18 protein-coding genes are annotated in these 22,435 nt (G+C 43.7%); 10 read left to right on the forward strand and 8 right to left on the reverse strand.

The genetic code is table 11. The annotated features are described in order from the left end of the window. Positions 1-15: 15 nt before the first annotated feature. Together tig and HW988_RS18290 are read left to right on the forward strand one after the other, a co-directional pair. The gene (gene tig / locus HW988_RS18285) at positions 16-1,329 is read left to right on the forward strand and encodes a trigger factor (protein WP_181605559.1); all 1,314 of its coding nucleotides are present in this window, start codon (positions 16-18) and stop codon (positions 1,327-1,329) included. A 131-nt stretch (positions 1,330-1,460) separates the two neighbouring features. Further along, positions 1,461-2,057 (forward strand): transposase, encoded by a 597-nt coding sequence (locus HW988_RS18290; protein ID WP_220128774.1) that lies wholly within the window; start codon positions 1,461-1,463, stop codon positions 2,055-2,057. A 70-nt stretch (positions 2,058-2,127) separates the two neighbouring features. On the opposite strand, the gene HW988_RS18295 is transcribed toward HW988_RS18290, so the two are convergent. The 7 genes from HW988_RS18295 to HW988_RS18325 form a co-directional block, all read right to left on the reverse strand. Beyond that, positions 2,128-3,138 carry an alpha/beta fold hydrolase gene (locus HW988_RS18295; protein WP_181605561.1) on the reverse strand — a complete coding sequence of 337 codons (1,011 nt, stop codon included), beginning with the start codon at positions 3,136-3,138 and terminating at the stop codon, positions 2,128-2,130. 135 nt (positions 3,139-3,273) lie between these two features. Beyond that, positions 3,274-3,852 carry a hypothetical protein gene (locus HW988_RS18300; RefSeq protein WP_181605562.1) on the reverse strand — a complete coding sequence of 193 codons (579 nt, stop codon included), beginning with the start codon at positions 3,850-3,852 and terminating at the stop codon, positions 3,274-3,276. 62 nt (positions 3,853-3,914) lie between these two features. Continuing rightward, on the reverse strand, positions 3,915-5,294 hold the full coding sequence (locus HW988_RS18305; RefSeq protein ID WP_181605563.1) for a S41 family peptidase: 1,380 nt from the start codon (positions 5,292-5,294) through the stop codon (positions 3,915-3,917). A gap of 4 nt (positions 5,295-5,298) precedes the next feature. Further along, positions 5,299-6,432, reverse strand: coding sequence for a murein hydrolase activator EnvC (locus HW988_RS18310; protein WP_255490112.1), 1,134 nt, complete (start codon positions 6,430-6,432; stop codon positions 5,299-5,301). Positions 6,433-6,437: 5 nt separating this feature from the next. Further along, on the reverse strand, positions 6,438-7,265 hold the full coding sequence (locus HW988_RS18315) for an ABC transporter permease (protein WP_181605564.1): 828 nt from the start codon (positions 7,263-7,265) through the stop codon (positions 6,438-6,440). Positions 7,266-7,333: 68 nt separating this feature from the next. Then, a complete protein-coding gene (gene ftsE, locus HW988_RS18320) occupies positions 7,334-7,996 on the reverse strand; it encodes a cell division ATP-binding protein FtsE (protein ID WP_142701902.1) in 663 nt (220 codons plus the stop codon). 61 nt (positions 7,997-8,057) lie between these two features. Beyond that, the gene (locus HW988_RS18325) at positions 8,058-8,312 is read right to left on the reverse strand and encodes a hypothetical protein (RefSeq protein ID WP_142701903.1); all 255 of its coding nucleotides are present in this window, start codon (positions 8,310-8,312) and stop codon (positions 8,058-8,060) included. Between the two features lie 121 nt (positions 8,313-8,433). Here HW988_RS18325 and HW988_RS18330 point away from each other — a divergent pair, with 121 nt between their 5' ends. The 6 genes from HW988_RS18330 (at position 8,434) to HW988_RS18355 (ending at position 18,634) form a co-directional block, all read left to right on the forward strand. After that, complete coding sequence (locus tag HW988_RS18330) at positions 8,434-9,168, forward strand: YdiY family protein (RefSeq protein ID WP_181605565.1); 735 nt, start codon at positions 8,434-8,436, stop codon at positions 9,166-9,168. A 13-nt stretch (positions 9,169-9,181) separates the two neighbouring features. Next, a complete protein-coding gene (gene mscL / locus HW988_RS18335) occupies positions 9,182-9,649 on the forward strand; it encodes a large conductance mechanosensitive channel protein MscL (RefSeq protein ID WP_181605566.1) in 468 nt (155 codons plus the stop codon). 91 nt (positions 9,650-9,740) lie between these two features. Next, positions 9,741-11,195, forward strand: a complete 1,455-nt coding sequence (locus HW988_RS18340; protein ID WP_181605567.1) for a hypothetical protein — start codon at positions 9,741-9,743, stop codon at positions 11,193-11,195. Between the two features lie 78 nt (positions 11,196-11,273). After that, the gene (locus tag HW988_RS18345; RefSeq protein ID WP_181605568.1) at positions 11,274-13,952 is read left to right on the forward strand and encodes a penicillin-binding protein 1A; all 2,679 of its coding nucleotides are present in this window, start codon (positions 11,274-11,276) and stop codon (positions 13,950-13,952) included. Positions 13,953-13,972: 20 nt separating this feature from the next. Beyond that, positions 13,973-16,894 (forward strand): excinuclease ABC subunit UvrA, encoded by a 2,922-nt coding sequence (gene uvrA, locus HW988_RS18350; protein WP_181605569.1) that lies wholly within the window; start codon positions 13,973-13,975, stop codon positions 16,892-16,894. Positions 16,895-16,915: 21 nt separating this feature from the next. After that, on the forward strand, positions 16,916-18,634 hold the full coding sequence (locus HW988_RS18355) for an ABC transporter ATP-binding protein (RefSeq protein ID WP_181605570.1): 1,719 nt from the start codon (positions 16,916-16,918) through the stop codon (positions 18,632-18,634). 1 nt (position 18,635) lies between these two features. Here the strand turns inward: HW988_RS18355 and HW988_RS18360 are convergent, their stop codons facing one another. Next, positions 18,636-19,568: an alpha/beta hydrolase family protein gene (locus tag HW988_RS18360; protein ID WP_181605571.1), complete on the reverse strand. Its 933-nt coding sequence runs from the start codon at positions 19,566-19,568 to the stop codon at positions 18,636-18,638. Positions 19,569-19,792: 224 nt separating this feature from the next. Here HW988_RS18360 and HW988_RS18365 point away from each other — a divergent pair, with 224 nt between their 5' ends. Continuing rightward, complete coding sequence (locus tag HW988_RS18365) at positions 19,793-21,352, forward strand: sigma 54-interacting transcriptional regulator (protein WP_142701911.1); 1,560 nt, start codon at positions 19,793-19,795, stop codon at positions 21,350-21,352. 187 nt (positions 21,353-21,539) lie between these two features. After that, the gene (locus HW988_RS18370) at positions 21,540-22,412 is read left to right on the forward strand and encodes a hypothetical protein (protein ID WP_181605572.1); all 873 of its coding nucleotides are present in this window, start codon (positions 21,540-21,542) and stop codon (positions 22,410-22,412) included. The last annotated feature ends 23 nt before the right edge of the window (positions 22,413-22,435 follow it).

Genomic DNA, 22,435 nt, shown 5'->3' on the forward strand with positions numbered 1-22,435 from the left:
CGTAGGAGTAATCGTATGAAATCAAACGTAGAAAAGGTGTCTAACCTTTCAAGAAAGATGAACATTGAAATCCCAGCTGCTGTTGTTGCAGCATCTTTCAACAAAATGTTCGCTAGCATTCAAAAAGACGTAGAAATCAAAGGCTTCCGTAAAGGTAAGGCTCCTTTGAACACAATCAAATCTATGTACGGCGATCGTGTAAAACAAGACGTTGTCCAAGACCTAGTTCAAAAACACTATGCGCAAGCATTGGAAGAGCACAAACTTGATCCTATCAGCTATCCAGAATTTGAATTCGCTGATGTGACTGCTGACAAAGACTTCTCTTTCTCTGCAGCATTTGATGTTCGCCCAGAGATCAACTTAAAAAAATACGAAGGCTTGGAAGTTGAAAAAGAAGCTTTCTCTTTCGACGCTAAAAAAGTTGACGACGTGTTGAACAACATCCGTTCATCTCGCGCAACATTCGAAGCAGTAACTGAAGATCGCGCTGCTAAGAACGGTGATGTTGCAGTTGTTGATTTCACTGGCTTCATGAATGGTGCTCCACTTGAAAATGGTGCTGGCACGGACCACAACCTTGAGTTGGGCGCAAAACAATTCATCGAAGGCTTTGAAGAAGGCGTTGTAGGAATGAAAAAAGGCGAAACTAAAACTTTGTCTTTGAAATTCCCAGATCCATACCACTCTGCAGAGCTTGCTGGTAAACCAGTAGAGTTCAAAGTGACTTTGAAAGAGATCAAAGCAAAAGTGTTGCCTGAATTGAACGACGAGTTCATCAAATCTTTGGGTGGACCAGAGTCTTTGGCTGACTTGAAAAAAACAATTCAAGAAGACCTTGAGCAAAACGACAAAAAACGTATCGAAGACGGTTTCAAAAACCGCACTTTGAAAACTTTGGTTAAAGAAAACCCAGTTGAAGTTCCTCCTTCTTTGTTGAAAGAGCAAAAAGCTTCATTGGTTGAAGACTTCAAAAAACGCATGGCTGATCAAGGCATGGGCGAAGCTGACTTCTCTTCTTACGTTCAAAAATGGGATGCTGACTTCACAGCGACAGCAACTGAAATGATCCAATCTTCATTCTTGGTTGATGCTATTGCGAAAAAACACGACCTATTCGCGAAAAAAGAAGACTTGGATGCTAAATTTGCTGAGTACGCTCAACAAACTGGTATCGAAGTTTCTCGTATCAAAGAATTCTATGGCCGTCCTGACCAAGCGAGCCGTTTGACTTACCAAATCACTGAAGAAAAAGTGATCAACTTCTTGAACAAAACTATTAAAGTTAAAGAAGTTCCAGCTGGTACATTCAAAGACGAACAAAACTAAAAGGTACGGACACACTTTCTCCATCCAAGGGCTCTCGCAAGAGGGCCCTTTTTCGTGGTACGGACACACTTTCTCCACAACTCTTTTTAATTTGAATTCGCATGCCGTACGATCTTGCATGACCTCTCTCCATGGCACGAAGAAAGATTCTCTACACTCACGAATATCCCTACCATGTAATGGCCCGTTCAAATAATAAGGATTGGTTTTATATTCCAACAGATGCGTGTTGGATGATATTTTCTAAAGCTCTATCAAAGACGAGTGAAAAGTACGAAATGGGAATCCACTCGTTCGTATTGATGAACAATCACTATCATATGCTTTGCCAATGCAGCGAAAAATACACCTTGGGTGAAGCCATGAACTATCTCCAAAAGACCGTAAGCAAAGCCATAAATGCCGAGGCAGACCGAATTAATCATGTCTTTGGAGGACCATACAAAGCCACTCTTATAAGAGAACCCGATCAATTCTCCCGAGTTTACAAGTATGTCGCTCGAAATCCCGTGAAGGCTGGAATCACACACTCTGTGGAGAATTACAAATTTTCTAGCCTGAATTCCAAAGACATTAAGTTACTCAATGAAGACGAGTGGTTTGCGGAGATTCCTGCTAACCGAATTGAATGGCTAAATACCGAATTCGAGGATGAGCAATACATTAGAATCCAGCGTGCTTTAAAAAGAACGGAGTTTAAACTTGCCGATCGTATGAGGTTTGACTGAGACACCTATCAAAACAAGGTGCCTCAGGGTGGAGAAAGTGTGTCCGTACCTTTTCCTTCCAAATACGTCATTAAAGCTGCGGAGTGAAGGCTTTCCAGAACTTTTCTGGGTTTTCGATGAATGGGGTGTGGCCCATACCTACTAGAGAAATCAGTTTTCCTTTTGGAATTTTGCTGATTATGTCTTTGGCCATTTTTGGGTAGTTGCCCATTTTCTTTTTGTTTTCTTCTGGGGCCCAGGCTTTGCCGATGGCTGTTTTGTCTTTTGTTCCGATGATTAGAACTGTCGGCGTTTTTATGTTTTTGAATTCATAATACACTGGCTGAGTGAAAATCGCTTCGGAAGTTAAAGCTGATGTCCATGCCAGACGAGCGGCATCTGGCCCCTCGAACCAACCTTTTGCCGGTACCAGATATTTATCGTATTCAGGTTTCCACTTGCCGTCGTAATAATACTCAAGCTGATAGTTTTTAACCTTCTCAATGTTGCCAGCAAGTTCTTGAGTATAGAGTTGATCGACGCTTTTGTACGTCGTTAAAGTTTTCCAATCTTCAAGTCCCAACGGATCGACCATAAAAAGCTTTGTGATATTTTCGGGATACATCAAAGCATATCGAGCTGCCAGCATTCCTCCCATGGAATGTCCCAGCAGTTGGAATTTTGTGATCTTCAAATTATCGATTAGCATTTTTGAATAAGATGCCAAGGCGTGAAGTGAGTACTGAAACATTTCAGGCTTTGTCGATTTACCAAAACCGATTTGATCAATCATGATCACACGATAGCCTTTACCGACTAAAACTTTTGCCATGTCTTCAAAGTAGTAACCGGAAAAGTTCTTACCATGGAAAAGCACGATCACTTTGTCAGAACCTTTATCCGGCGAGATATCCATATAGGCCATTTTCAAATCTTGGTTCTGTGCGCGAAATGAATAAAAAGAAACCGGAAATGGATAACTGAACTGAGTCAGCTCAGCATCAAATCCCTTCATCGGTTCTGACACCGCGATCTCGGTCTTTTGTGGTTGAGAAGCACAAGCTGATAAAACTAAAAGCGAAAGCAAAAGTATTTTTCTCATATCAATTCTCCCCGAAGGAAAATGATATGAGATCACTGTTAGCATCTAAAGGATTCTTTACTTTTCAGGCCTAAACATGATGGGTGGCAAAATGGAGAAAGTGTGTCCGTACCTAGCGGCAAGACTGATGGATTGTTATCTGCAGTTATTGAACTGTTGGAAATATCTCTGACAAACTGAGTACTGTGAATTGCAATCATTCACGTCTGCTGAGTTGTAGTGAGTCGTTGGGCATGTGCGAGAAGCATTACGAGCAACATTGATCATCACTTCGCCTTGGCTTAGGGGATCGCGGTTGTTTTCGCCATAGATTGCGTAGCTGATTTTATTTTTTCCCGCTGCCAACAAAGGTTTCTGGAACAGAGTCGAAATCCAAAGGTTGATTCCCGCAGAACTGCGTCCACGAGCCCCATCATAGTTGTCTTCTTTCGTGCGAACGGAACCATCTTCACGCAAGTTACTCAACTGATAGCGAACGGCGCGAGCGTCGCGTGGACCAACGAAGTAATCATAAGAAACGGGATCTAAAACAACATCACGACATGTGAAAGTGGCTGCTCCCCCGCCGTTGAAGCCTTCGCAAGTTACGTGAACTTGGCCTTCGATAGGGGTTGCTTTGAACTGGTTGCCTGACGAAAAACCCACAGGTTCTGAAGCTTGAACTACAGTTCCCAAAACGCTTACGCATAATAATGTGAGAATATTCTTAAACAAAGAGGCCCCTCCGCCTGCTAAAGTTGCAGTAGAGTAAGGCCCCTATTTTTTGGAATCAATAACTAGCGCGTCAAACCCTTCATGGTGTTCCACGCCTTAAGATAGCTAAATGCTTGATATGCTTGATAATCTTTCTTCAAGATATTGTCGCGAGGCGATAGTTTCTCGTCTTTTTTCGACCCCACGTCCTTCCACCAAGCAAGCGCGCCCTCTTCAGCTCCCTTTTTGACATCAAGCTTTTCGGCCGCTTTTTCTTTATCGCCCTTTAAGTGACCAGCGATATCGCCCTCACGAGTGGACGTTTGTTTTTGGATCGATTTCGCAAAAACTTCCGGATCGATGTCTTCGATTTCCACATCCGGGTGGATACCTTCTGCTTGGATGGAAACACCACTTGGTGTGTAGTAACGAGCCACGGTTAATTTCAAACCGGAGCCGTCTCCCAACTTGATAACGGATTGAACGGAACCTTTACCGAACGTACGTTGACCGACGATCAAAGCACGTTTGTTGTCTTGAAGTGCTCCGGAAACGATCTCACTCGCGCTGGCTGTGTATTCATTCACCAGGATCACAAGTGGAACATTCTGGTATTTGCCTTTTTTAGTGGCCATTGCCACTTCTTTTTCAGCTTTGTTACGACCAATAGTGCTTACGATCACGCCTTCTTTAAGGAACATGTCGCTGACTTTAACGGCCTGATCAAGCAAACCACCTGGATTTCTACGCAAGTCCAACAACAAACCATTGATTTGGCCTTTGTTGTTTTTTATGTGGTTCGCAATCGCTGTTTCAAGATCTTTACCTGTGTTTTCGATAAAGCTTGTGATTCTAACATAAGCAAAACCATCACCCATATCCGTGTATTTCACAGATTTGATTTTCACAACACCGCGAGTGATTGTGATATCGCGTGGCTTTTCTTCATTTTCACGAACAACTCTTAGAACAATTTTGCTGCCTTTTTTTCCGCGCATGAATGAGGATGCTTCAACCAAGCTCATGCCTTTAGTGCTGTTACCATCGATGGCGATAACTTTATCACCCGCTTTGATACCGGCTTGCCATGCTGGAGCATCTTCAATTGGAGAGATGATCGTTAAAATACCATTTTGATTTGAAATCTCGATACCCAAACCGCCGAACTCACCGCTGGTTTCAGTTTCGAAGTCTTTAAAAATATCTGGAGGCATGAAGTTCGTGTGAGGATCCAACTCACGAAGCATCCCTTTGATAGCTCCATACACCAGTTTTTTCGTGTCAGTTTCTTCAACATAGTATTGCTGAATCAGATTCAAAACTTTACTGAAGTTCTGTAGATCAGCGTAACGCTCTTGAGCGAATGCACGGACTTGAAAACCTGTTTCAGCCATTACGAAAAGGACCAGAAGCAGAATGCCTCCGAGAATATAGGTTTTCCAATAGCGTTTGATAGATTGCATGTGGTTAGAGTCCTTTCATCCACTGTTGCGGGTCGTAGGGTTCAGAAAAATGTCTGATTTCAAAATACAATCCCGAAGGATTATCTGCGGAGGCATCACCGGTTGTCGCTACAACCTGCGCTTGAGTGATTTCTTCGCCCGCCGTCACTTTAATTTCTTCAGCATGGGAATAGACAGAATAGTAGTGATCACCATGATCCACAATAACTGTATTTCCAAATCCAGGAAGTTCGCCCACGTATGAAACTTTACCCTCGAACACGGATTTAACCGGACTTCCCTTGGCCGCCGATATGAAAATGCCTTTGCTGGTTAAAGTGTAAGGGTGATCCTTACCTTTCATAAGTCCAAATTTTTGGGTTACGACTCCAGCAAGAGGTCTTGGAAGCTCACCTTTTGAATCCATAAAGGAAGGTTTGAATAACGTATCAAATACTCCGGCGTCATCGATATTATACTGAGCCGACTTCGTTTTAAGGTCGCTGATCTTATTCTCAGCAAACATCTTACTTTTGCGAATGCCGCTTAAGAGTTTGTTTTTCAAGGATTGCTCAGCAACGAGCTTTTGTTCCTGCGTTGTGATCCCGGCCTCAACAGCTTTCAGATTCTCCAAACGCTGGGCAATCGCTTTTCGTTTGCTTTGCAGGTCCTGGACGTCGTGCCTGTATCCTTTGATTAATTCCAAATCCCGTTGGGCAACAATTCCCAGAATTTTTAAGTTTCTATCCAAAGAAACGGAACTGTCAGCATTCAGAATAAATCTTGCCAGGGGTTGCCCCCCCAATTTGTAGATGGCTTTTAAGCGCTCGGCCAATTGAGTACGTTGAACTTTAGCTTTGGCTTCCAGCTCTTCCACTTTTTCAGTCAGATTGTTGATATTAACTTCTAGAAGTTCCCGTTGTTGGGAAAGAGATCCGCGCTCCGTGACGGTCTTTTTGATCTTTTTATTGATTTCATAAAGTCCTGAAAGGACCTGACGTTGTTTTACTTCGACATCGGCAAGTTTTTGCTTTGTCGCTTCGATATCTTTGGTCAAAGCATCGACCTTTTCTGCAGGCGTAGATTCAGGCATCGCCGCCTGTGCCGCAGAAAATGCGATCGATAATGAAAGTGCCCCAAGGGCCAATGACCATTTCAAGTTTCTTAGGCCCTTTGACTTGCGGCCGCGTAGCCGTCATTAATTTTTCTAACACAAAGGTAAGATGCCAAGGCTCCCATAACCGTTCCACCGATGATTATCACAGCAATCATCCATGGAGAAACAAAGCTCAATTGTTCACCAATTCTTAAGAAACTTAGGCGAGTATCCACGATGCTTTTTCCGACTGTGTACATCCCAAAGGCTATTCCCATGGAAAGTGTCGAGGCGATAAATCCCAGCAGCGCACCTTCTTTTAAGAAGGGTTTGCGAATCATCGCTGCCGTGGCACCGATCATCTCAAACACCACGATTTCATCTCGATGAACTTGAACTGAAGCACGAATTGCATTCGACATCACGAAAATCGAGGCACACAGTACGACCACACCGACTAAATTCAATGCAAGATTAATAGCCGAGACAAAAGCGCTGTATTTTTCAACCCAATCCTGACCATAACTAACGTCATCAATACCGGAGCGACCTTTTAAATCCGTCGCAATCGCCTGCAAGATACTGCTTTGAGCATCTGTTGCAATTTCCGTTTTCAGTTTTACTTGATAACTTGAAGGAATCATTTTTAAAAGTTCATCGTCTTTGCTGATATCCGGTGCATAACTTGCCAGTTGCGCACGAAAGTCAGAAAGAGCCTGGTCTTGAGTCACCAGATTGAAGTTGCCGATGTCTTTATGATTTTTAAAATACTTTTCAAGTTCATCACGGCCTTGAGCTGAAATGTCCGAAGACAAATAAACCGTCAACTGAACATCTTCTCCCCAATGGGTCAGAACATTTCTGAAGTTTTTAGAGATCAGCAGTGACGTAGCCATGACTACAAAGCATGCCGTAACAACAATTAGCGTTGAAAATTTAAGAGCGAGGTTCTTCTGAGTAGGATTCACTTGGTGTCTCCCACGATAATGCCATCTTTAAGTTCCAAAGTTCTTTTATGGCGACGCTTCACCATTTCATGGTCATGAGTCGCGACAAAGACAGTTGTCCCTTGAGAGCAAACTCTTTCCAATAAATCCATGATCTCTTCGCTGAGTCTTGGATCCAAATTTCCCGTCGGCTCATCGGCAATTAAGACACCTGGTTGATGAACGATAGCTCTAGCGATTGCGGTTCTTTGCTGCTCACCACCCGATACAAAGTCCGGATACTGATCATGCTTGTGAGCAAGCCCCACTTGTTCCAAAACTTCATAGACTTTTCGTTGAATTGCGGGAGTTTTATCGCCACGAATTTGTAATGGCAAAGCCACGTTTTCAAACAATGTGCGATCTTTCAAAAGTTTGAAATCCTGAAAGATAACGCCGATTTTTCTGCGAAAAAATGGCACCTGTCCATTACGAATTTCACCCAGATCATAGCCAGCAACTTTTACTTCACCCGATGTGGCTAAATCATAAGCAGAAATCATTTTGAAGAGCGTAGTTTTACCTGCACCACTAGGTCCCGTTAAAAATACAAATTCACCTTTGTCGATTTTCAAATCGATATTTTTTAGAGCATGAACGGGCCCTGGATAGGTCTTATATACGTGGGAGAATTCAATCATTTCTCTATCTTATGAAAGATAAAGACTTATTCATACTCGCCCGAAGTCGAGGTTTTCAGTATTACGGCATACCACCTGACATCAACGTATCAATGATTGTTGAATGCTGGCGATGAAGGGCTTGTTTTATTGCTTCAGCTGGCTGATTAGAGCCGACCTGCAGAACTCTTTCGTGAGGGGTTTTAATCGTTTTCAAGACAGCACCGTTACAAAAAATACGACTGACCAAGAATGGATTCGCCATTCCCCAGTCCTCTGTTTGGATGTGGTATTTCTGTCCGCGCACCGTGATATCCGAATTAAAGCCTTTTTGCATTTCTACAAACCTCGAAATTCAATTTAGCAAAAAAATTGCGCGATCTCATCAAGTTTTTATATGCGCGGTGTTTTGACTCTTCAGGCAAGACACATACTAAATGTCTATGGAGGTAACTATTATGAAGTTCGTTTCTGTTCTATTTATTCCTATTGTTGTAGCTCTATCTTTGGTCGCAAAAGCACAAACACCTGCGCCAACTGAGCCTCCACCATTTTCTGGCGAAGCTGAAGCCGGAGCCATTATGGTAACTGGCAATTCTGATTCAGAGAATTATGCGGCCAAAGGAAAAGCGGCTTATAAAGCAGGCAAAAATATCTATACTTTAAGTGGTCAATATATTCGCACCGAAGCCAATTCAGTCGAAAGCGTACGCAACTGGAATGCAGGAGCTCGTTATGATCACGAGTGGACTGATTATCTTGGCTTTTTTGGTAGCCAAAAAATCGAGAGCGATATTTATTCTGGATACTTGCAACGTGATTCGACAGATATCGGTTTGAAGTACTGGCTGACAAAAACAGACAGCTTCGACTGGACCCTTGAGGCTGGTTATCGTTATTCAAAAACTCAAAATGTTTCAGTTGGCACTACATATGACCAATTGCTCCGTATTTATACCGAGATCAACGCGAAAATCGACAAAGAATTTTCCTTCAAGTACTGGATCGAATATTTGCCAAATATGACTCGCGCTGATGCTTATCAGGTAAATACTGAAGCCTCGATCAATGTTATGTTAAATTCCATCTTCTCATTGAAGCTAGCTTACTTGCTACAATATCAAAACGAACCTGCTCCTCCGGGAGAATACAGCACAACCACGACAACATTGAATCTTGTCGCGAAATTCTAGAAAGGATTTTGTCATGATGAAGGAATTTAAGGCCTTTTTAATGAGAGGGAACGTTTTAGATTTGGCAGTCGGTATCATCATCGGTGCCGCCTTCACTAAAATCGTTGGCTCATTTGTCAGCGATATGTTGATGCCCGTTTTAAGTTTGGGAATGGGCAAGATCGATTTTTCGAATCTGTTTGTCGCACTGAATGGTGAATCTTACGCAACATTGGCAGCAGCGAAAGCAGCCGGCGCAGCCACCCTTAATTATGGTGTATTTCTGAATGCGGTTATTGATTTCGTGATTGTCGCATTTGCAATTTTCATGATCATCAAAGCTGCAAATCGCTTCAAAAAGACAGAGGAAGCAACGGCATCAACGAAGCCCTGTCCCGAATGTCTGACGACGATTCCACTTGCGGCACGCAAATGTTCTGCTTGCGGAAGTTTGCAAACGAGTGGCGCGATAAATGGAAAAACGTCCTCGATGAACGTCTAGTGTTTCATATTGAGACGTAAACTTTCCCCCGAAAAGTGACGATAATAGGCACTGCAATTGCATCCATATATAGTCATCAGGGGGAAAGACAATGTATTCCAAATCACAGACGACGAAGAAGACATCTGTTAATCTTTTTATCAGCATCATATCTTCTTTAGTTATGATGGGTTACACAGCCCATGCGCAAACTTCCGGGACCTCATCGGGTTCTGCAAGCTCTACTTCTTCAAATAATCAAAACTCACAGCAGCAATATCCCTACCCAATGATGACTTCTTATTCCGAAGGGCAAACGTGTAATGACCTACGCTCCAGATACAGCTCTGCCCGCAGAGATATGTTGAGACTTTGCAAAGATGCAGGCGCCGGTGCAAGTTGCGTGGATAAAATTGACTCCTGTAATACTGAGGCCAGTGATACTGGCGGCATCAATCTCTATCAAACTTTAGGTACCGCTGTAGGCGCGGATAATGCATTGGGAACGGCACTTGGGGTTATGGGTCAAAGCAGTAATGTGGGCGGTGGTTGCCCTCAATTCTCGTTTCAAGATTACTTCAGCAAAAAGAAAGAATATCAAGAAGACCTTGATAAAACTGAAGAAGACTTAGCAAAACTATCTGATGATAAAGCAGATATTCAAGCCGACTTTAATAAAAAGATTTCTGACCTTCAAGAGGACCTGAACAAAGCGCAAGAAGATCTGGAGAAAACCAAAGATCAAATCTCTAAGGACAAATTGGAGAACACACAGAAGCTTCAAGAAGCACAAAATGCTGCTAAAGATTCAATGCGCTCTCAAGCTACAACTTTACTTGATCTGCACGGTAAGCTGATCACTTCCCAACGTGATAAATCGCTCAATATGATTGCCCTGACAGAGGCATCCGCAAAAAGAGCCTGTATGAAAACTGTGAATGAAATGAAGTCGCAGTGGCAAAAAGATGGCGCATTAAGCGGATTCAGCTCTGGTACTATGATCGCCAAAGCTAAGCGCTTAAAGCAAGATTTGATCGATACATGGAACGATTGCATGACAGTTTACGATCAGAAAAAGCAAGCTTTACTTGAATCCAAGAAACAAGAAGAAGACATGCTTAGAAAGCAAATTCAAGACACGACTGAGTCTATGGCTCAAACAAAAGATTCTATGGATTCTGCAGAAGCCAATATGGCGCAAATGAATGCCTTGGCAGACAAGCAACAAACTCAGGCCGAAACGAATATGAAGAACACCCAAACTGCGATCCAAACTAAAATGACAGCAGCGAAACAAGAGTTGGAGCAAAAACTTCAGACATTGGCGACCAAAACTACGAACTACAGTCAAAAGATCAATCGCTTGAACACTCAATTATCAAGTCTGGGTGCTGTCCCGCCTTCCGGAGCGACAACGACTGCTCCGCAAGTAGCGGATGAAGTATCTGGTCTTCAAGAAGAGATGAATGAAATCATCGCACAGGCGAAAGATTTGACCCAAGTGAACTGTTCAATTGGGAAAAGTGCCTCCAGTTCCTCAAGGTCCTCATCTGGACTTAAGGAATAGGTGACCAAAGACCAGTATCCCTAGACCCTCACCTTTTCGACTGATAGAATGGGGCTTCGTTTAAAGGAGCCCCAAACAGTGTTAAAAAAAATCATCCTGGCATTCGTCGCTCTCTGCGTTCTTGGTGTTGTCGGCGCCGTTCTTGCCTATCAATCTGTTAAAGCAAGTCTTCCGCAAATCATCACTGTTCAAGATTATAAACCGCAACTGGTAAGCCAGGTTTATGATCGCAATGGCAAAAAAATTGGTGAGTTCCTTAATCAGAAACGCACACTGGTAACTTACGATAAAATTCCCAAAGATCTGGTGCATGCATTCTTAGCGGCTGAGGACGATCAGTTCTTCCAACACAAAGGCATTAATCCCCAGGCGATATTCCGTGCGGCTCTTGCCAATCTTCGCGCAGGCCGCTCGGTGCAAGGTGGTTCTACGATCACACAGCAGGTTGCTAAAACCCTGATGCTGACTTCGGAAAAAACACTGACCCGTAAACTTCGCGACATCATGCTTGCGATGGAGATGGAAAAAAACCTTAAGAAAGAAGACATCCTATTTCTTTACCTAAATCAGATTTACTTCGGTGAAGGCGCTTACGGTGTTGAACAAGCGGCACAAACTTATTACCGCAAACCCGTTTCCAAATTGACTTTGCCAGAGATGGCCATCCTTGCAGGTCTGCCTCAAGCTCCGAGCGCTTACAGCCCGGTTCGTAATCCCCTGCGCGCTAAAGAAAGACAAACCTACGTGCTTCGCCGTATGGCTGAAGTAGGCTTCATCACGAAAGAGCAATCAGATAAAGCAATCAAAGAACCCGTTAAGGTTTTTGTTCGCGAGAATTACGAAGAGTATGCTCCGTTTTACCTGGAAACTGTTCGCCAGATGCTGGTTGCACAAATTGGCGCGGACATGGTTTTAAATAAGGGTCTTCGTATCTACACCAGCCTTGATCTTCAAAAACAATTAGCGGCGCAAGATTCTGTGATGGCTGGACTTAAGAGTTTGGATAAGCGTCAGGGCTTCCGCGGTCCGATCAAGAATCTTTCTTCTGAAGACGACATAGAAAAATTCCTGACAGATGAACGTAAAAAACTTATCGGGGAATCAACTCCTGAACGTACGATTCTTCCCGATGGTAAATTTGCAGACCTTGTTCCTAAAGTGGATGAAAAAGCCGCGAAGGAACATCCGCTTCTGCCTTCATACATCAAGCTTAAGGACTCTGTTCAAGGTGTTGTTCAAGCTGTAGATGACACTGCAGGCTTGGTTTACGTTAAAATTGCCGACACTCAGGGTTTGATTGATTTCGATTCGATGACTTGGGCACGCAAGCCTGACTCCGATAAGCGCTATGATTTAAATACCATTAAAAAACCGTCTGATGCTTTAAAAAAGGGCGACGTGATCTTAGTTAAGGTGACCGCTGATAAGTTCTCTCCTTCTAAAAACGTGACGCCGAAAAAAGGCGCTCCTGACGTAAAACTTCCAGATTTCAACAAGTACGTGGACTTGGAGTTAGATCAGGAACCGTTGGTAGAAGGAGCACTTCTTTCCTTCGATCAGGATTCTCAAGACGTGTTAGCAATGGTGGGTGGAACAAGCTTTGCGAAAAGTGAATTCAACCGTGCGATTCAAGCTCCTCGCCAAACGGGTTCTTCATTTAAATCAATCGTCTATGCTTCCGCACTAGATAAGGGTTATAACCCAGCAACTCCGATTATGGATGCTCCCCTGGTGTTTGAAGGCTCTGCCGGTGATGAAGAAGGTCAGGGTGATGCCAAGGAATCCAAAGCCTGGAAGCCAGCGAACCACTCGAAAAGTTTCGGTGGTGATATCATCGTTCGAAATGCGCTTTCTCAGTCTTTGAATATTCCGGCTGTAAAAGTGATCGAAGACGTTGGTGTTCCTTGGGCCATCGAATACTCTCACCGCCTGGGACTTTTCAGTCCACTGAATCCTGACTTTACGTTGGTTCTGGGCTCTTCAAGTGTGACCTTGTACGAAATGACCAAAGCCTTTTCAGAATTGGGTCGCTTGGGCAAACGCACTCGCCCGATGCTGATTCACAAAGTGACTGATGCTGATGGCAAAACGATTTTGGAAAACGTGTCTTTGGATGCCCGCTTTGAAAAAGAGATGAAACCATACGATGACGATTTTGAAAACCGTCGCAAAGAGTATCTGCAACTTGTTGCTGAGCCCGCGAAACTGGAAGAGTTTAAAAAGAAAGATCCTAAGAAAGCAGCTTTGGCTGAAAACTTGTTCTTCCAGGATCCTGATCAATTGATCAAGCCCACAACAGCATTCGTCATGACATCACTTCTGCGTGGAGTGGTTGAAGACAAGAACGGCACGGGCGCAAGAGCTCGTGCTTTGGGTCGCGAAGTTGCTGGTAAAACCGGAACGACGAACAATTATTATGACGCGTGGTTCATTGGCTATACTCCACAAATCGCAACTGGTGTGTGGGTGGGTTTTGACAAAGAGAAAAGTCTAGGCAAAGGCGAGGTGGGTGGCCGCTCCGCATTGCCAATTTGGGTAGATTACATGAAAGCAGCCCATGAAGGACTTCCACAAGTGACTTTCCCAGTACCAGATGGTATCGTGTTTGCGAACATTGACAGTGAAACTGGCAAACTTGCAAATGCATCAACAAAAAATATTCTGCGCCAGGCCTTCGTTGAAGGAACAGAACCGACTGCTGCTTCCAGCAAGCAAGAAGAAGCAACAGACTTTTACAAACAGGATTTGTCTGAGTGAAGGATATCCACCTCTGGGGTGTGAAACAGAACAATCTTAAGAACATCGAGGTCAAGGTCCCAGTTGGCAAAATGACTGTGATCTGTGGCCCGAGTGGTTCAGGGAAATCCTCTCTGGCGTTTGAAACTTTATTCGCTGAAGGTCAACGCCGCTTTATCGAGAGCATGTCAAACTATGCTCGCCAGTTTCTAAATAAAGCACCAAAGCCTGACATCGAAGGCATTAGCAATATTCCTCCAGCAATTTCGATTGAACAGAAAAACACGGTGAAAAGTTCCCGCTCTACGGTGGGAACAACAACTGAGATCATCGATTACTTGCGCCTGCTTTATGAAAAAATCGGTAAGTCCTATTGCCCAACACACGGGTGTCCTACCGAAAAAGAAAGTGTCACCGAGGCCACTTCCAAGGTGATCAAAGAGTTCACTGGCAAACGTGGATATATTCTAGTCGAAATTTCTGAAAACGGTCGTGTGGCGCAAGCCAAGAAACTGCACTCCTTGCTTTTGCAGGACGGTTACTTGCGTATTTATATTCCTAAGGTTCAACCTTCGATAAAACCTGTCGCGACCAAGAAAGCCACTCTTAAGAAAACCAAAACTAAGGGTGCGGTTAAGAAAACTGTCGAAGAAGTTATCAGCATTCCGATCAGTCCGTCTGGCTTAACCAATGAGGAAATGGGAACTGTTGTTGAGATCGGCGATCCGGCAGCAATTAAAAAAAGACTTCCTAAAGAGACGTTCTATCTGATCATTGATCGTATGAGCTTCAACGAAGACGAACGTGGTCGTATTGCAGACTCGATGACTCAGGCTTACGAGGCGAGCATCAAATACAATTCAAATTTGATTTCTCGCAAAGCCACAATTCTTACGACTGAAGGCCAACGCCTGCAAGTCAGCGAAGAGTCCTCGTGCCCAATTTGTGGTTATACTCCCCCACCTTTGACTTCTCGCTTGTTCAGCTTCAATTCACCGATTGGCGCGTGCCCAACTTGTAAAGGTTTTGGAAATATTTTGGATGTCGACGAAGCCAAAGTAGTTCCAAACCCTGCGATGAGTTTAGCGCAAGGAGCTCTTTCTCCTTTCTGGATGCCCAGTGCGGCCCATGAAAAAAAGCAGCTTCTGGCTTACTGTAAAAAGGCTAAAATCGATATTCACACACCTTGGCAGGATTTGCCGAAAGCTCACCGTGAAGTGATCTGGAATGGTGACGACGATTTCTTTGGTGTGCGGGGATTGTTCGAGTACTTGGATCAAATTAAATACAAAATGCATGTGCGCGTGTTTATTGCACGTTTCCGCAGTCCTTTCTTGTGCCCCACTTGCAAGGGCGCTCGTCTGCGTGAAGAAGCGAATCATGTTTTGGTGGGTAGCGCGAACATCACCGAGCTGTCTTCGATGATTATCGAAGATCTGAATGCGTTTTTCCAAAAAATTGAACTTCCTCCTCATCAGGTTGAGGTTGCTGGTGAAATTCTTAAGCAAATCCGTTCGCGTCTGGAATTCCTGATGCGTGTGGGTGTGCATTACTTGTCATTAAATCGTGAAACCAGAACTCTGTCCGGTGGCGAATACCAACGTTTGATTTTGGCAAATCAGCTGGGTATGGGATTATCACAGGCACTTTACGTGTTGGATGAACCCACAGTTGGTCTTCACCCACGTGACAATGATCGCCTTATTTCAATTCTTAAAGACCTTAAAGAGCTCGGCAATACTCTGGTCATCGTTGAACATGATCATGACGTGATTAAAGCCAGCGAAAATATTATCGAGATGGGTCCTGGCTCTGGATATCTTGGTGGAGAAGTCGTTTACTCTGGACCCACTAAGGAATTTTACAAATACGACAAATCCAACACGGTTCCATATTTATTAGATAATAAACATTCTGCAAATTTACGCACGATTCGTCCCGTCGACATCGATACTTACAAAGTAAAAATCGAGCTTAAAGGCGCTAAGGGACACAATCTAAAGAACCTAGATGTGGTCTTTCCTTTGAATCGTCTGGTGACTGTGACTGGCGTCAGTGGTTCAGGTAAATCAACACTGATTTCAAAAACACTGTATCCTGCTTTAGCACGGGCTCTGGATATTGAATATCTTCCGGCCCAAGAGTACGGCGGCATTGAGGGTGTTGATCACATCAAGAATGTCTTGTTGATCGATCAATCTCCTATTGGTAAATCTGCACGCAGTTCGCCGATCACTTACCTTAAAGCTTTTGATGCGATCCGTACGATTATGGCGACAACGCCTGAATCTCAAGCCCGTGGTTACACTCCAGGAACGTTCAGTTTGAACGTCGATGGTGGTCGTTGCCCTGCATGCAAGGGAACAGGCTTTGAAGAAATCGATATGATGTTCATGGATAACGTCGTGATTCCATGTGACGTTTGCGATGGTAAAAAATATCGCAACGAAATCCTGGAAGTTCAGTACAAGAACAAAAACGTCGCTGAAATTTTGGCAATGACTGTCAATGAAGCGATGAATTTCTTTGTGGCTCATCCGAACATTCGTAAGCCTTTGTCGGTCTTAAAAGAAGTGGGTTTGGATTACCTGCAATTAGGACAGCCTGCGAACTCCCTGAGCGGTGGTGAATCCCAACGTCTAAAAATCGCTAAAGAGCTGTCTCAGGTCCAACAAAAGGCCACCCTGTATATTTTGGACGAACCAACTACAGGTCTTCATTTCCGCGAAGTCGATTTGCTAATGAAAGTCTTAAATAAGCTTATAGAATCAGGCGGCAGCGTCGTTGTGGTAGAGCATAACTTAGATGTGATCCGTGGCTCTGATTATGTTATTGACCTCGGCCCTGAAGCGGGTAAAAAAGGCGGTAATATTGTTGCCCAAGGGTCCCCTGATGACATCATCAAGGCCAAAAAGAGTCTGACGGGCCAATACTTAAAACGCTATATCGACGGGAATGCATAATACCCGCGAGACGGAAGTGGAATGCTACCTGAAATCAAAAAGTTAGTTGCCGAAATTAAACCCCACAAAAGCAGAATGACCGTGGTTGCCATCACGGGAATTTTGAATGCCCTGGCAACAGCCCGTGTGGCCTTACTAACCAAAGTACTTTTCGACGCACTTTCCGCAAACAATCAGCAAGAATTGATGAAACAGGTTCCGATTGTTATTGGTCTTGGCTTCATTCAAGCGATCTCTCGTTATTATCATATCTATAACATGAATTATATTTCTGAAGCCGTGGTCACTCGTATCCGCGAAAAGCTTCAATACAAATTCATGCGCTTAAACTTGTCATTCCATAACAACTACGCAGCAGGCTCTGGTGGTTTGATCAGCCGTATTTTGAATGACATCAAAACGATTCAAGATGGCTTGCGCGTTATCGCCGATATTTTCCTGTATCCGTTATTGCTAGTCGGTTTACTGATCAACTTGATCATCATCGACTGGAAGCTGACTCTTTCAGTTCTTATCATCGCACCGGTTATCGGAATTATCTTAAAGTCCATCGCACGAAGCATGCGCAAGTACATTCCCCGCGAACGTGAAGCTTTGGAATACATGACTTCCACAATTAAAGAAAGCCTGGACGGAGTTCGTGTCATTCAGTCGTTCAATCTTGAAAGAGACATGGCTAAGAAATTGGAAGATCAAGGTGCAAACTATCTTTCCATCCGAAAAACCGTCTATAAACGTCAAGAGGCTTCAGGCCCTGCGACCGAGTTTATCGCAACAGCCCTTATACCGATGATCTTAATCTATAACAGTTACGAAATCGCTGCGGGTCGTGGTACTGCGGGTAATATCATTGGTTTCATCGCTTCGTTATTGATGATCAATGCTCCGATTAAGAAAATTCAAGAAGCTTACGTACGTATTCAAGAAGTCGTCATTTCAGTTCGTCGTATTTTTGAAATCATCGACAATCCTTCCGAGGTTCCACAAACTGCAAACCCAGTTCCGTTCCCTAAGGATTGGAAAAAGATCGTCTATAAAGATGTCAGCTTTGCCTATGGCAAGGACATGATTCTTAAGAACGTAAACCTTGAAATCAATCGCGGTGAAGTTGTTGCCTTAGTCGGCGCCAGTGGCAGCGGTAAATCCACGATCGTAAACTTGTTGGAAAGATTTTTTGATGCCACTTCCGGCGAAATTCTGATCGATGGCGTGAATATCAGAGATATCGGGTTGGTTGAACTTCGCCGCAATATCGCCTTGGTAACTCAAGATGTGTTCTTGTTCAGCGATACAATCGAAAAGAATATCTGGGCCGGTGATTACAATCGCGATCGCGAAGATGTTCAAAAAATGGCAAAACTTGCTAACGCCCATGACTTCATCATGAAAACTCCTCAGGGCTATCAAAGCCGTGTGGGTGATCGTGGAAACTTGCTTTCTGGTGGTGAAAAACAACGCGTAAGCATTGCGCGCGCGATGTTTAAAGATGCACCCGTCTTGATTCTGGATGAAGCAACAAGTGCATTGGATACTGCGAGTGAAATCGAAGTTCAAAAAGGACTTGATCACTTGATGGAAGGTCGTACGGCTTTGGTGATTGCTCACCGTCTGTCGACAATCCAAAAAGCAGATAAGATCGTCGTCATGAGATCCGGCGAAATCGTGGAAATCGGCACTCATGCGAGCCTTCTTTCACTTAAGGGCGAGTACCACAATTTCCATAGTCTTCAGCATAACTAGTTTACTTAAACTGTTCTGAAAGCCACTTCATCACATGCGGCATACGGCAACTCCAATAGGCCGTCGCGTGTGAGTTGTCCGTACCACAATCCTTGATGCCAATTTCAAACTCTGGATGAGCTTTCTTAAGCTCTTCGATGAACTTCTTGGTATCCGGAGTGTCAGTTAGAAACGGATCTTTGGAGCCAATCTCCAGACGGAAGTTTTTAAACGGCAGACAGCGGTCACTGCCGGGTTTTTTTAACTTCTCACAGATATGACGTGCGCTGCGCCCTTCAAAGTCTTTTCCCACACCATAGGAGTAATAGTCTTCTTTAGGTTGCGAGCTGTTACTATTGGGCGTCCAAATTTCTGCTGGCGTTCGAAATACCGGGCTCATTGAATAAACGGTGCATATGAGCTGGGGGTTGCTTAATCCCAACTGCAAAGCCCCGTTGCCACCCATGGAAATTCCAAACAAAGCACGATCACAAGGCTCGTTCTTAATGACCGGATACTTTTCTTCAATATGTTTAATCAGATCCTTGGTCACCATGTCAGCCATCTTCACTTTGGAAATAGCACCATTCATCCAATAGTGACTTTGTCCATTTGGAGCAAAGATTAAAAATGGTCTGCCACCATCGCGTACGACTTTGTCGTAGGATTCAAGTCCCCCTGTATAGATTAGTGAATCCCTGTCGCCACCCCTGCCATGCAAAAAGATCGCATAAGGGTAACGTGATCCCCCATCCTGGACGTATCCAGGAGGAACGATGACGTTGTAATCGACGTTATTTTTTAAACTTTGTGAATAAAAACTATTCGAAAAACAGCGCGTGATAAATATCCGTTGGTTCAAAATCTTTTCATCGAATGGCTGACATTTGTCCGAGTTGGCGAATCCAAAAGATGAAAACAGAAAAATTGAAGTAACAAGAAATAGACATTTCATATCCGTCTACGATACCACATCACATTTTCGTTTCAATTTGGGGCAGCAATTAAACATCGGAAATTACGAAGATATTCAGTTTGCTTTCGTTTTCCCGTCTCAGAATGACCTGGACAAAAGACTGAATTGCATGATGTTTCGACACAACCCTCAAGTCCGTCTAGTTTCTTGACGATAAAAATATCGACAGTTTGAAAGTTACAGAAATTGAAAGGGAGTTTGAAATGATTAATTGGGATGAGTTTGAACATATACATGTTATTAAAAAACTCAAACATATCCTTAGCGCATGGTGGAACATTGACGTTGTATTCACTGATGAGCGCGGGACACTAAGAGGGTTCGACTCCGGCAAAGCTGGCTTCAACAATCCTGCTATTGCAGCTTTGATGAACAAAGAAGCGGGCCAAGCTAGCGTTGCTGAGCTTGTAACTAAATCACTTGATGATCTTCGTACTTCTCAAAACCGCTTTTCCCTTCGCAAATGGGACATGGTCGGTTTTGACGTAGGTGTCTTCCCAATCATGATCGAAAATGATTGCGTTGGTACAGTTGTGGCGATGGGTTTTTTCCGTGAAGCAAACTTCTCTTCTCGTATGACGGAAATCCGCGAGCGTCTAGCAGCTTTCGGTATGTCTGGCGAAGTGATTGAAAAATGCTTGGGTAAATTGAAATTCATGGATGACCATGAACGCACACACTTCACTGAAGTTTGTGAATTGGTTGCTCAAGAGATCGTGACTCTTCACCTTGAGATCTCTTCTCGTGAAGATCGCATCAAAGAATTGAATAAAGAGCTTGGTAACAGATTTAAGTACGACAACATGATCGGTAAATCCAAACCAATGCAATCTTTGTACGCTTTGCTTGATAAAATCAAAGGTGCAGATTCAACAGTTCTTGTTCAAGGTGAAAATGGTACGGGTAAAGAGTTGATCGCTAAGTCGATCCACTATAACTCTCACCGCAAAGACAAACCATTCGTTATCCAAAACTGTTCTGCGTTCAATGACAACTTATTGGAATCAGAACTATTCGGTCACGTGAAGGGTTCATTTACCGGCGCTTTGAAAGACAAAAAAGGTCTTTTCGAAATGGCCGACAAAGGAACATTCTTCCTGGATGAGATCGGTGATACATCTCCACAAATGCAAGTTAAGCTTCTTCGCGTATTGCAAGAAGGCACTTTCACTCCAGTGGGTGCGACTGAAATGAGAAAAGTCGATGTTCGTATCGTTGCAGCGACGAACAGAAACCTTAAAGAGATGGTTGAGCAAGGTACATTCCGTGAAGACTTGTACTACCGTTTGAATGTTATCAACATCCGCGTTCCGCCTCTTCGCGAGCGTAAAGAAGACATCCCGTTCTTGACGGATTTCTTCTTGAACAAAATCCATGAAGCTCAAGGTGGTGTAAAACACCAATTGACGAAACGTGCTCTTGAGAAATTGTACGACTATCCATGGCCAGGTAACGTTCGTGAATTGCAAAATGAAATCGAAAGACTTTGTGTTCTTTCCGGTGAAGAATCAAAATTGATGGGCGAATTGCTTTCTCCAAAAATTTTGGAAGCTGGTGAGAAAAATAAAGTTCAAGGTTCCCGCTTGCAAGGTAAGTTGAAAGACGCTTTGGAAGATCTAGAGCGCGAAATGATCCGTGAGGGTCTTCGCCGCACAGGTTGGAATAAATCGAAACTTGCTAAAGAATTGGGTATCAGCCGTGCAGGTCTTATCATGAAAGTCGAAAAATACGGCTTGGATAAGCGTAAGATCGCTCGCGCCTAATTGGGCAAGCACCCTAAATTATTTACCTATTTGAACTAAAAATAGAGGGCTTTGAAGGTGATCTTCAAAGCCCTTTTTCTTTCCCCAAAAGCCATTCAAGTACTTGATTTCACAAATAATTACTCCCTCCCCTGACAGTTGGTATTGTTCTTGTATATTAGGGTTTCTGTTAAGGGGTGTTCGTTATATGCAAACTACAACTTTGGATTCGTCATTTGTATCTCGTCTTAAGCATCTGGTTGAGACTCGCTATGGAAAAGAGCTGCTGATCCGTCAATTGATGGATATGTCTGCAGTGCAACCACACGAAGATACATATTTGCGTGGGGTGGATTTTCACGTACCTATCAAGGTGAATGGTGCTCTGCTGGGTACCGCCATCGTTCCGGGTGCTGATGATTTAAATGCTGAAAAACGTCAGGGCGTTACCCAGTTGATTCGCATGGTATTAGAACCAGCACTTTATAAATGGTATCTTGAACAAAAAGAATCCAACTTAGTTGAAATCAGCAAAGCCAATTTCGAAACTGAAAACCTTCATGTGTTCGGCGATGACAAATTGCCAAGCATTGATGAGTTGCTGGAAGACTCTTCCAAGGACCTGGCCAAAGGTCTGTCGAAAGAGCTATTATCTCACCTAATCCATCTTGAAGGTCAAACGCCGACAACCAATAAGAAAGTCGCTTTGCAGTTGCATGAACTGACCGGCCGCTGGGCATTTGTTCCCTTCAACGACATCAAGGGGCAACTTCACTCCAGTTTCGATATCGCGAAAATGGGTGAAATGACAATTTTCATCGAAAACATCGAATCATTGAACGCCGCCGAGCAAGAGCTTTTGCTGGAGTATTTGGGTGAAGAACATTCGCCAGATGAACCACTGATTATCACAAGTTCTGCTATGAATCTTGAAGAACTCGCAAAAATAGAAGGTCTTGCATCCAATTTGATCGATGAAGCCTCTGTGAATTGCTTTGAAGTGGACCGCGCTCCATTAACAACTCAAGGCCTGAAAGAAGTCCTGGAGCTGTTCTTTATGAAAGATCCGGCATCGACATAAGTTCTTGAATTTACTTGGAGTGT

Source organism: Bdellovibrio sp. KM01 (assembly GCF_013752535.1).
Taxonomy (GTDB): domain Bacteria; phylum Bdellovibrionota; class Bdellovibrionia; order Bdellovibrionales; family Bdellovibrionaceae; genus Bdellovibrio.

Coding starts and splice junctions, on each gene's coding strand:
- tig (WP_181605559.1), top strand. CDS start 16: ATGAAATCAAACGTAGAAAAGGTGTCTAACCTTTCAAGAAAGATGAAC.
- HW988_RS18290 (WP_220128774.1), top strand. CDS start 1,461: ATGGCACGAAGAAAGATTCTCTACACTCACGAATATCCCTACCATGTA.
- HW988_RS18295 (WP_181605561.1), bottom strand. CDS start 3,138: ATGAGAAAAATACTTTTGCTTTCGCTTTTAGTTTTATCAGCTTGTGCT.
- HW988_RS18305 (WP_181605563.1), bottom strand. CDS start 5,294: ATGCAATCTATCAAACGCTATTGGAAAACCTATATTCTCGGAGGCATT.
- HW988_RS18315 (WP_181605564.1), bottom strand. CDS start 7,265: ATGGCTACGTCACTGCTGATCTCTAAAAACTTCAGAAATGTTCTGACC.
- ftsE (WP_142701902.1), bottom strand. CDS start 7,996: ATGATTGAATTCTCCCACGTATATAAGACCTATCCAGGGCCCGTTCAT.
- HW988_RS18325 (WP_142701903.1), bottom strand. CDS start 8,312: ATGCAAAAAGGCTTTAATTCGGATATCACGGTGCGCGGACAGAAATAC.
- HW988_RS18330 (WP_181605565.1), top strand. CDS start 8,434: ATGAAGTTCGTTTCTGTTCTATTTATTCCTATTGTTGTAGCTCTATCT.
- mscL (WP_181605566.1), top strand. CDS start 9,182: ATGATGAAGGAATTTAAGGCCTTTTTAATGAGAGGGAACGTTTTAGAT.
- HW988_RS18340 (WP_181605567.1), top strand. CDS start 9,741: ATGTATTCCAAATCACAGACGACGAAGAAGACATCTGTTAATCTTTTT.
- HW988_RS18355 (WP_181605570.1), top strand. CDS start 16,916: ATGCTACCTGAAATCAAAAAGTTAGTTGCCGAAATTAAACCCCACAAA.
- HW988_RS18360 (WP_181605571.1), bottom strand. CDS start 19,568: ATGAAATGTCTATTTCTTGTTACTTCAATTTTTCTGTTTTCATCTTTT.
- HW988_RS18365 (WP_142701911.1), top strand. CDS start 19,793: ATGATTAATTGGGATGAGTTTGAACATATACATGTTATTAAAAAACTC.
- HW988_RS18370 (WP_181605572.1), top strand. CDS start 21,540: ATGCAAACTACAACTTTGGATTCGTCATTTGTATCTCGTCTTAAGCAT.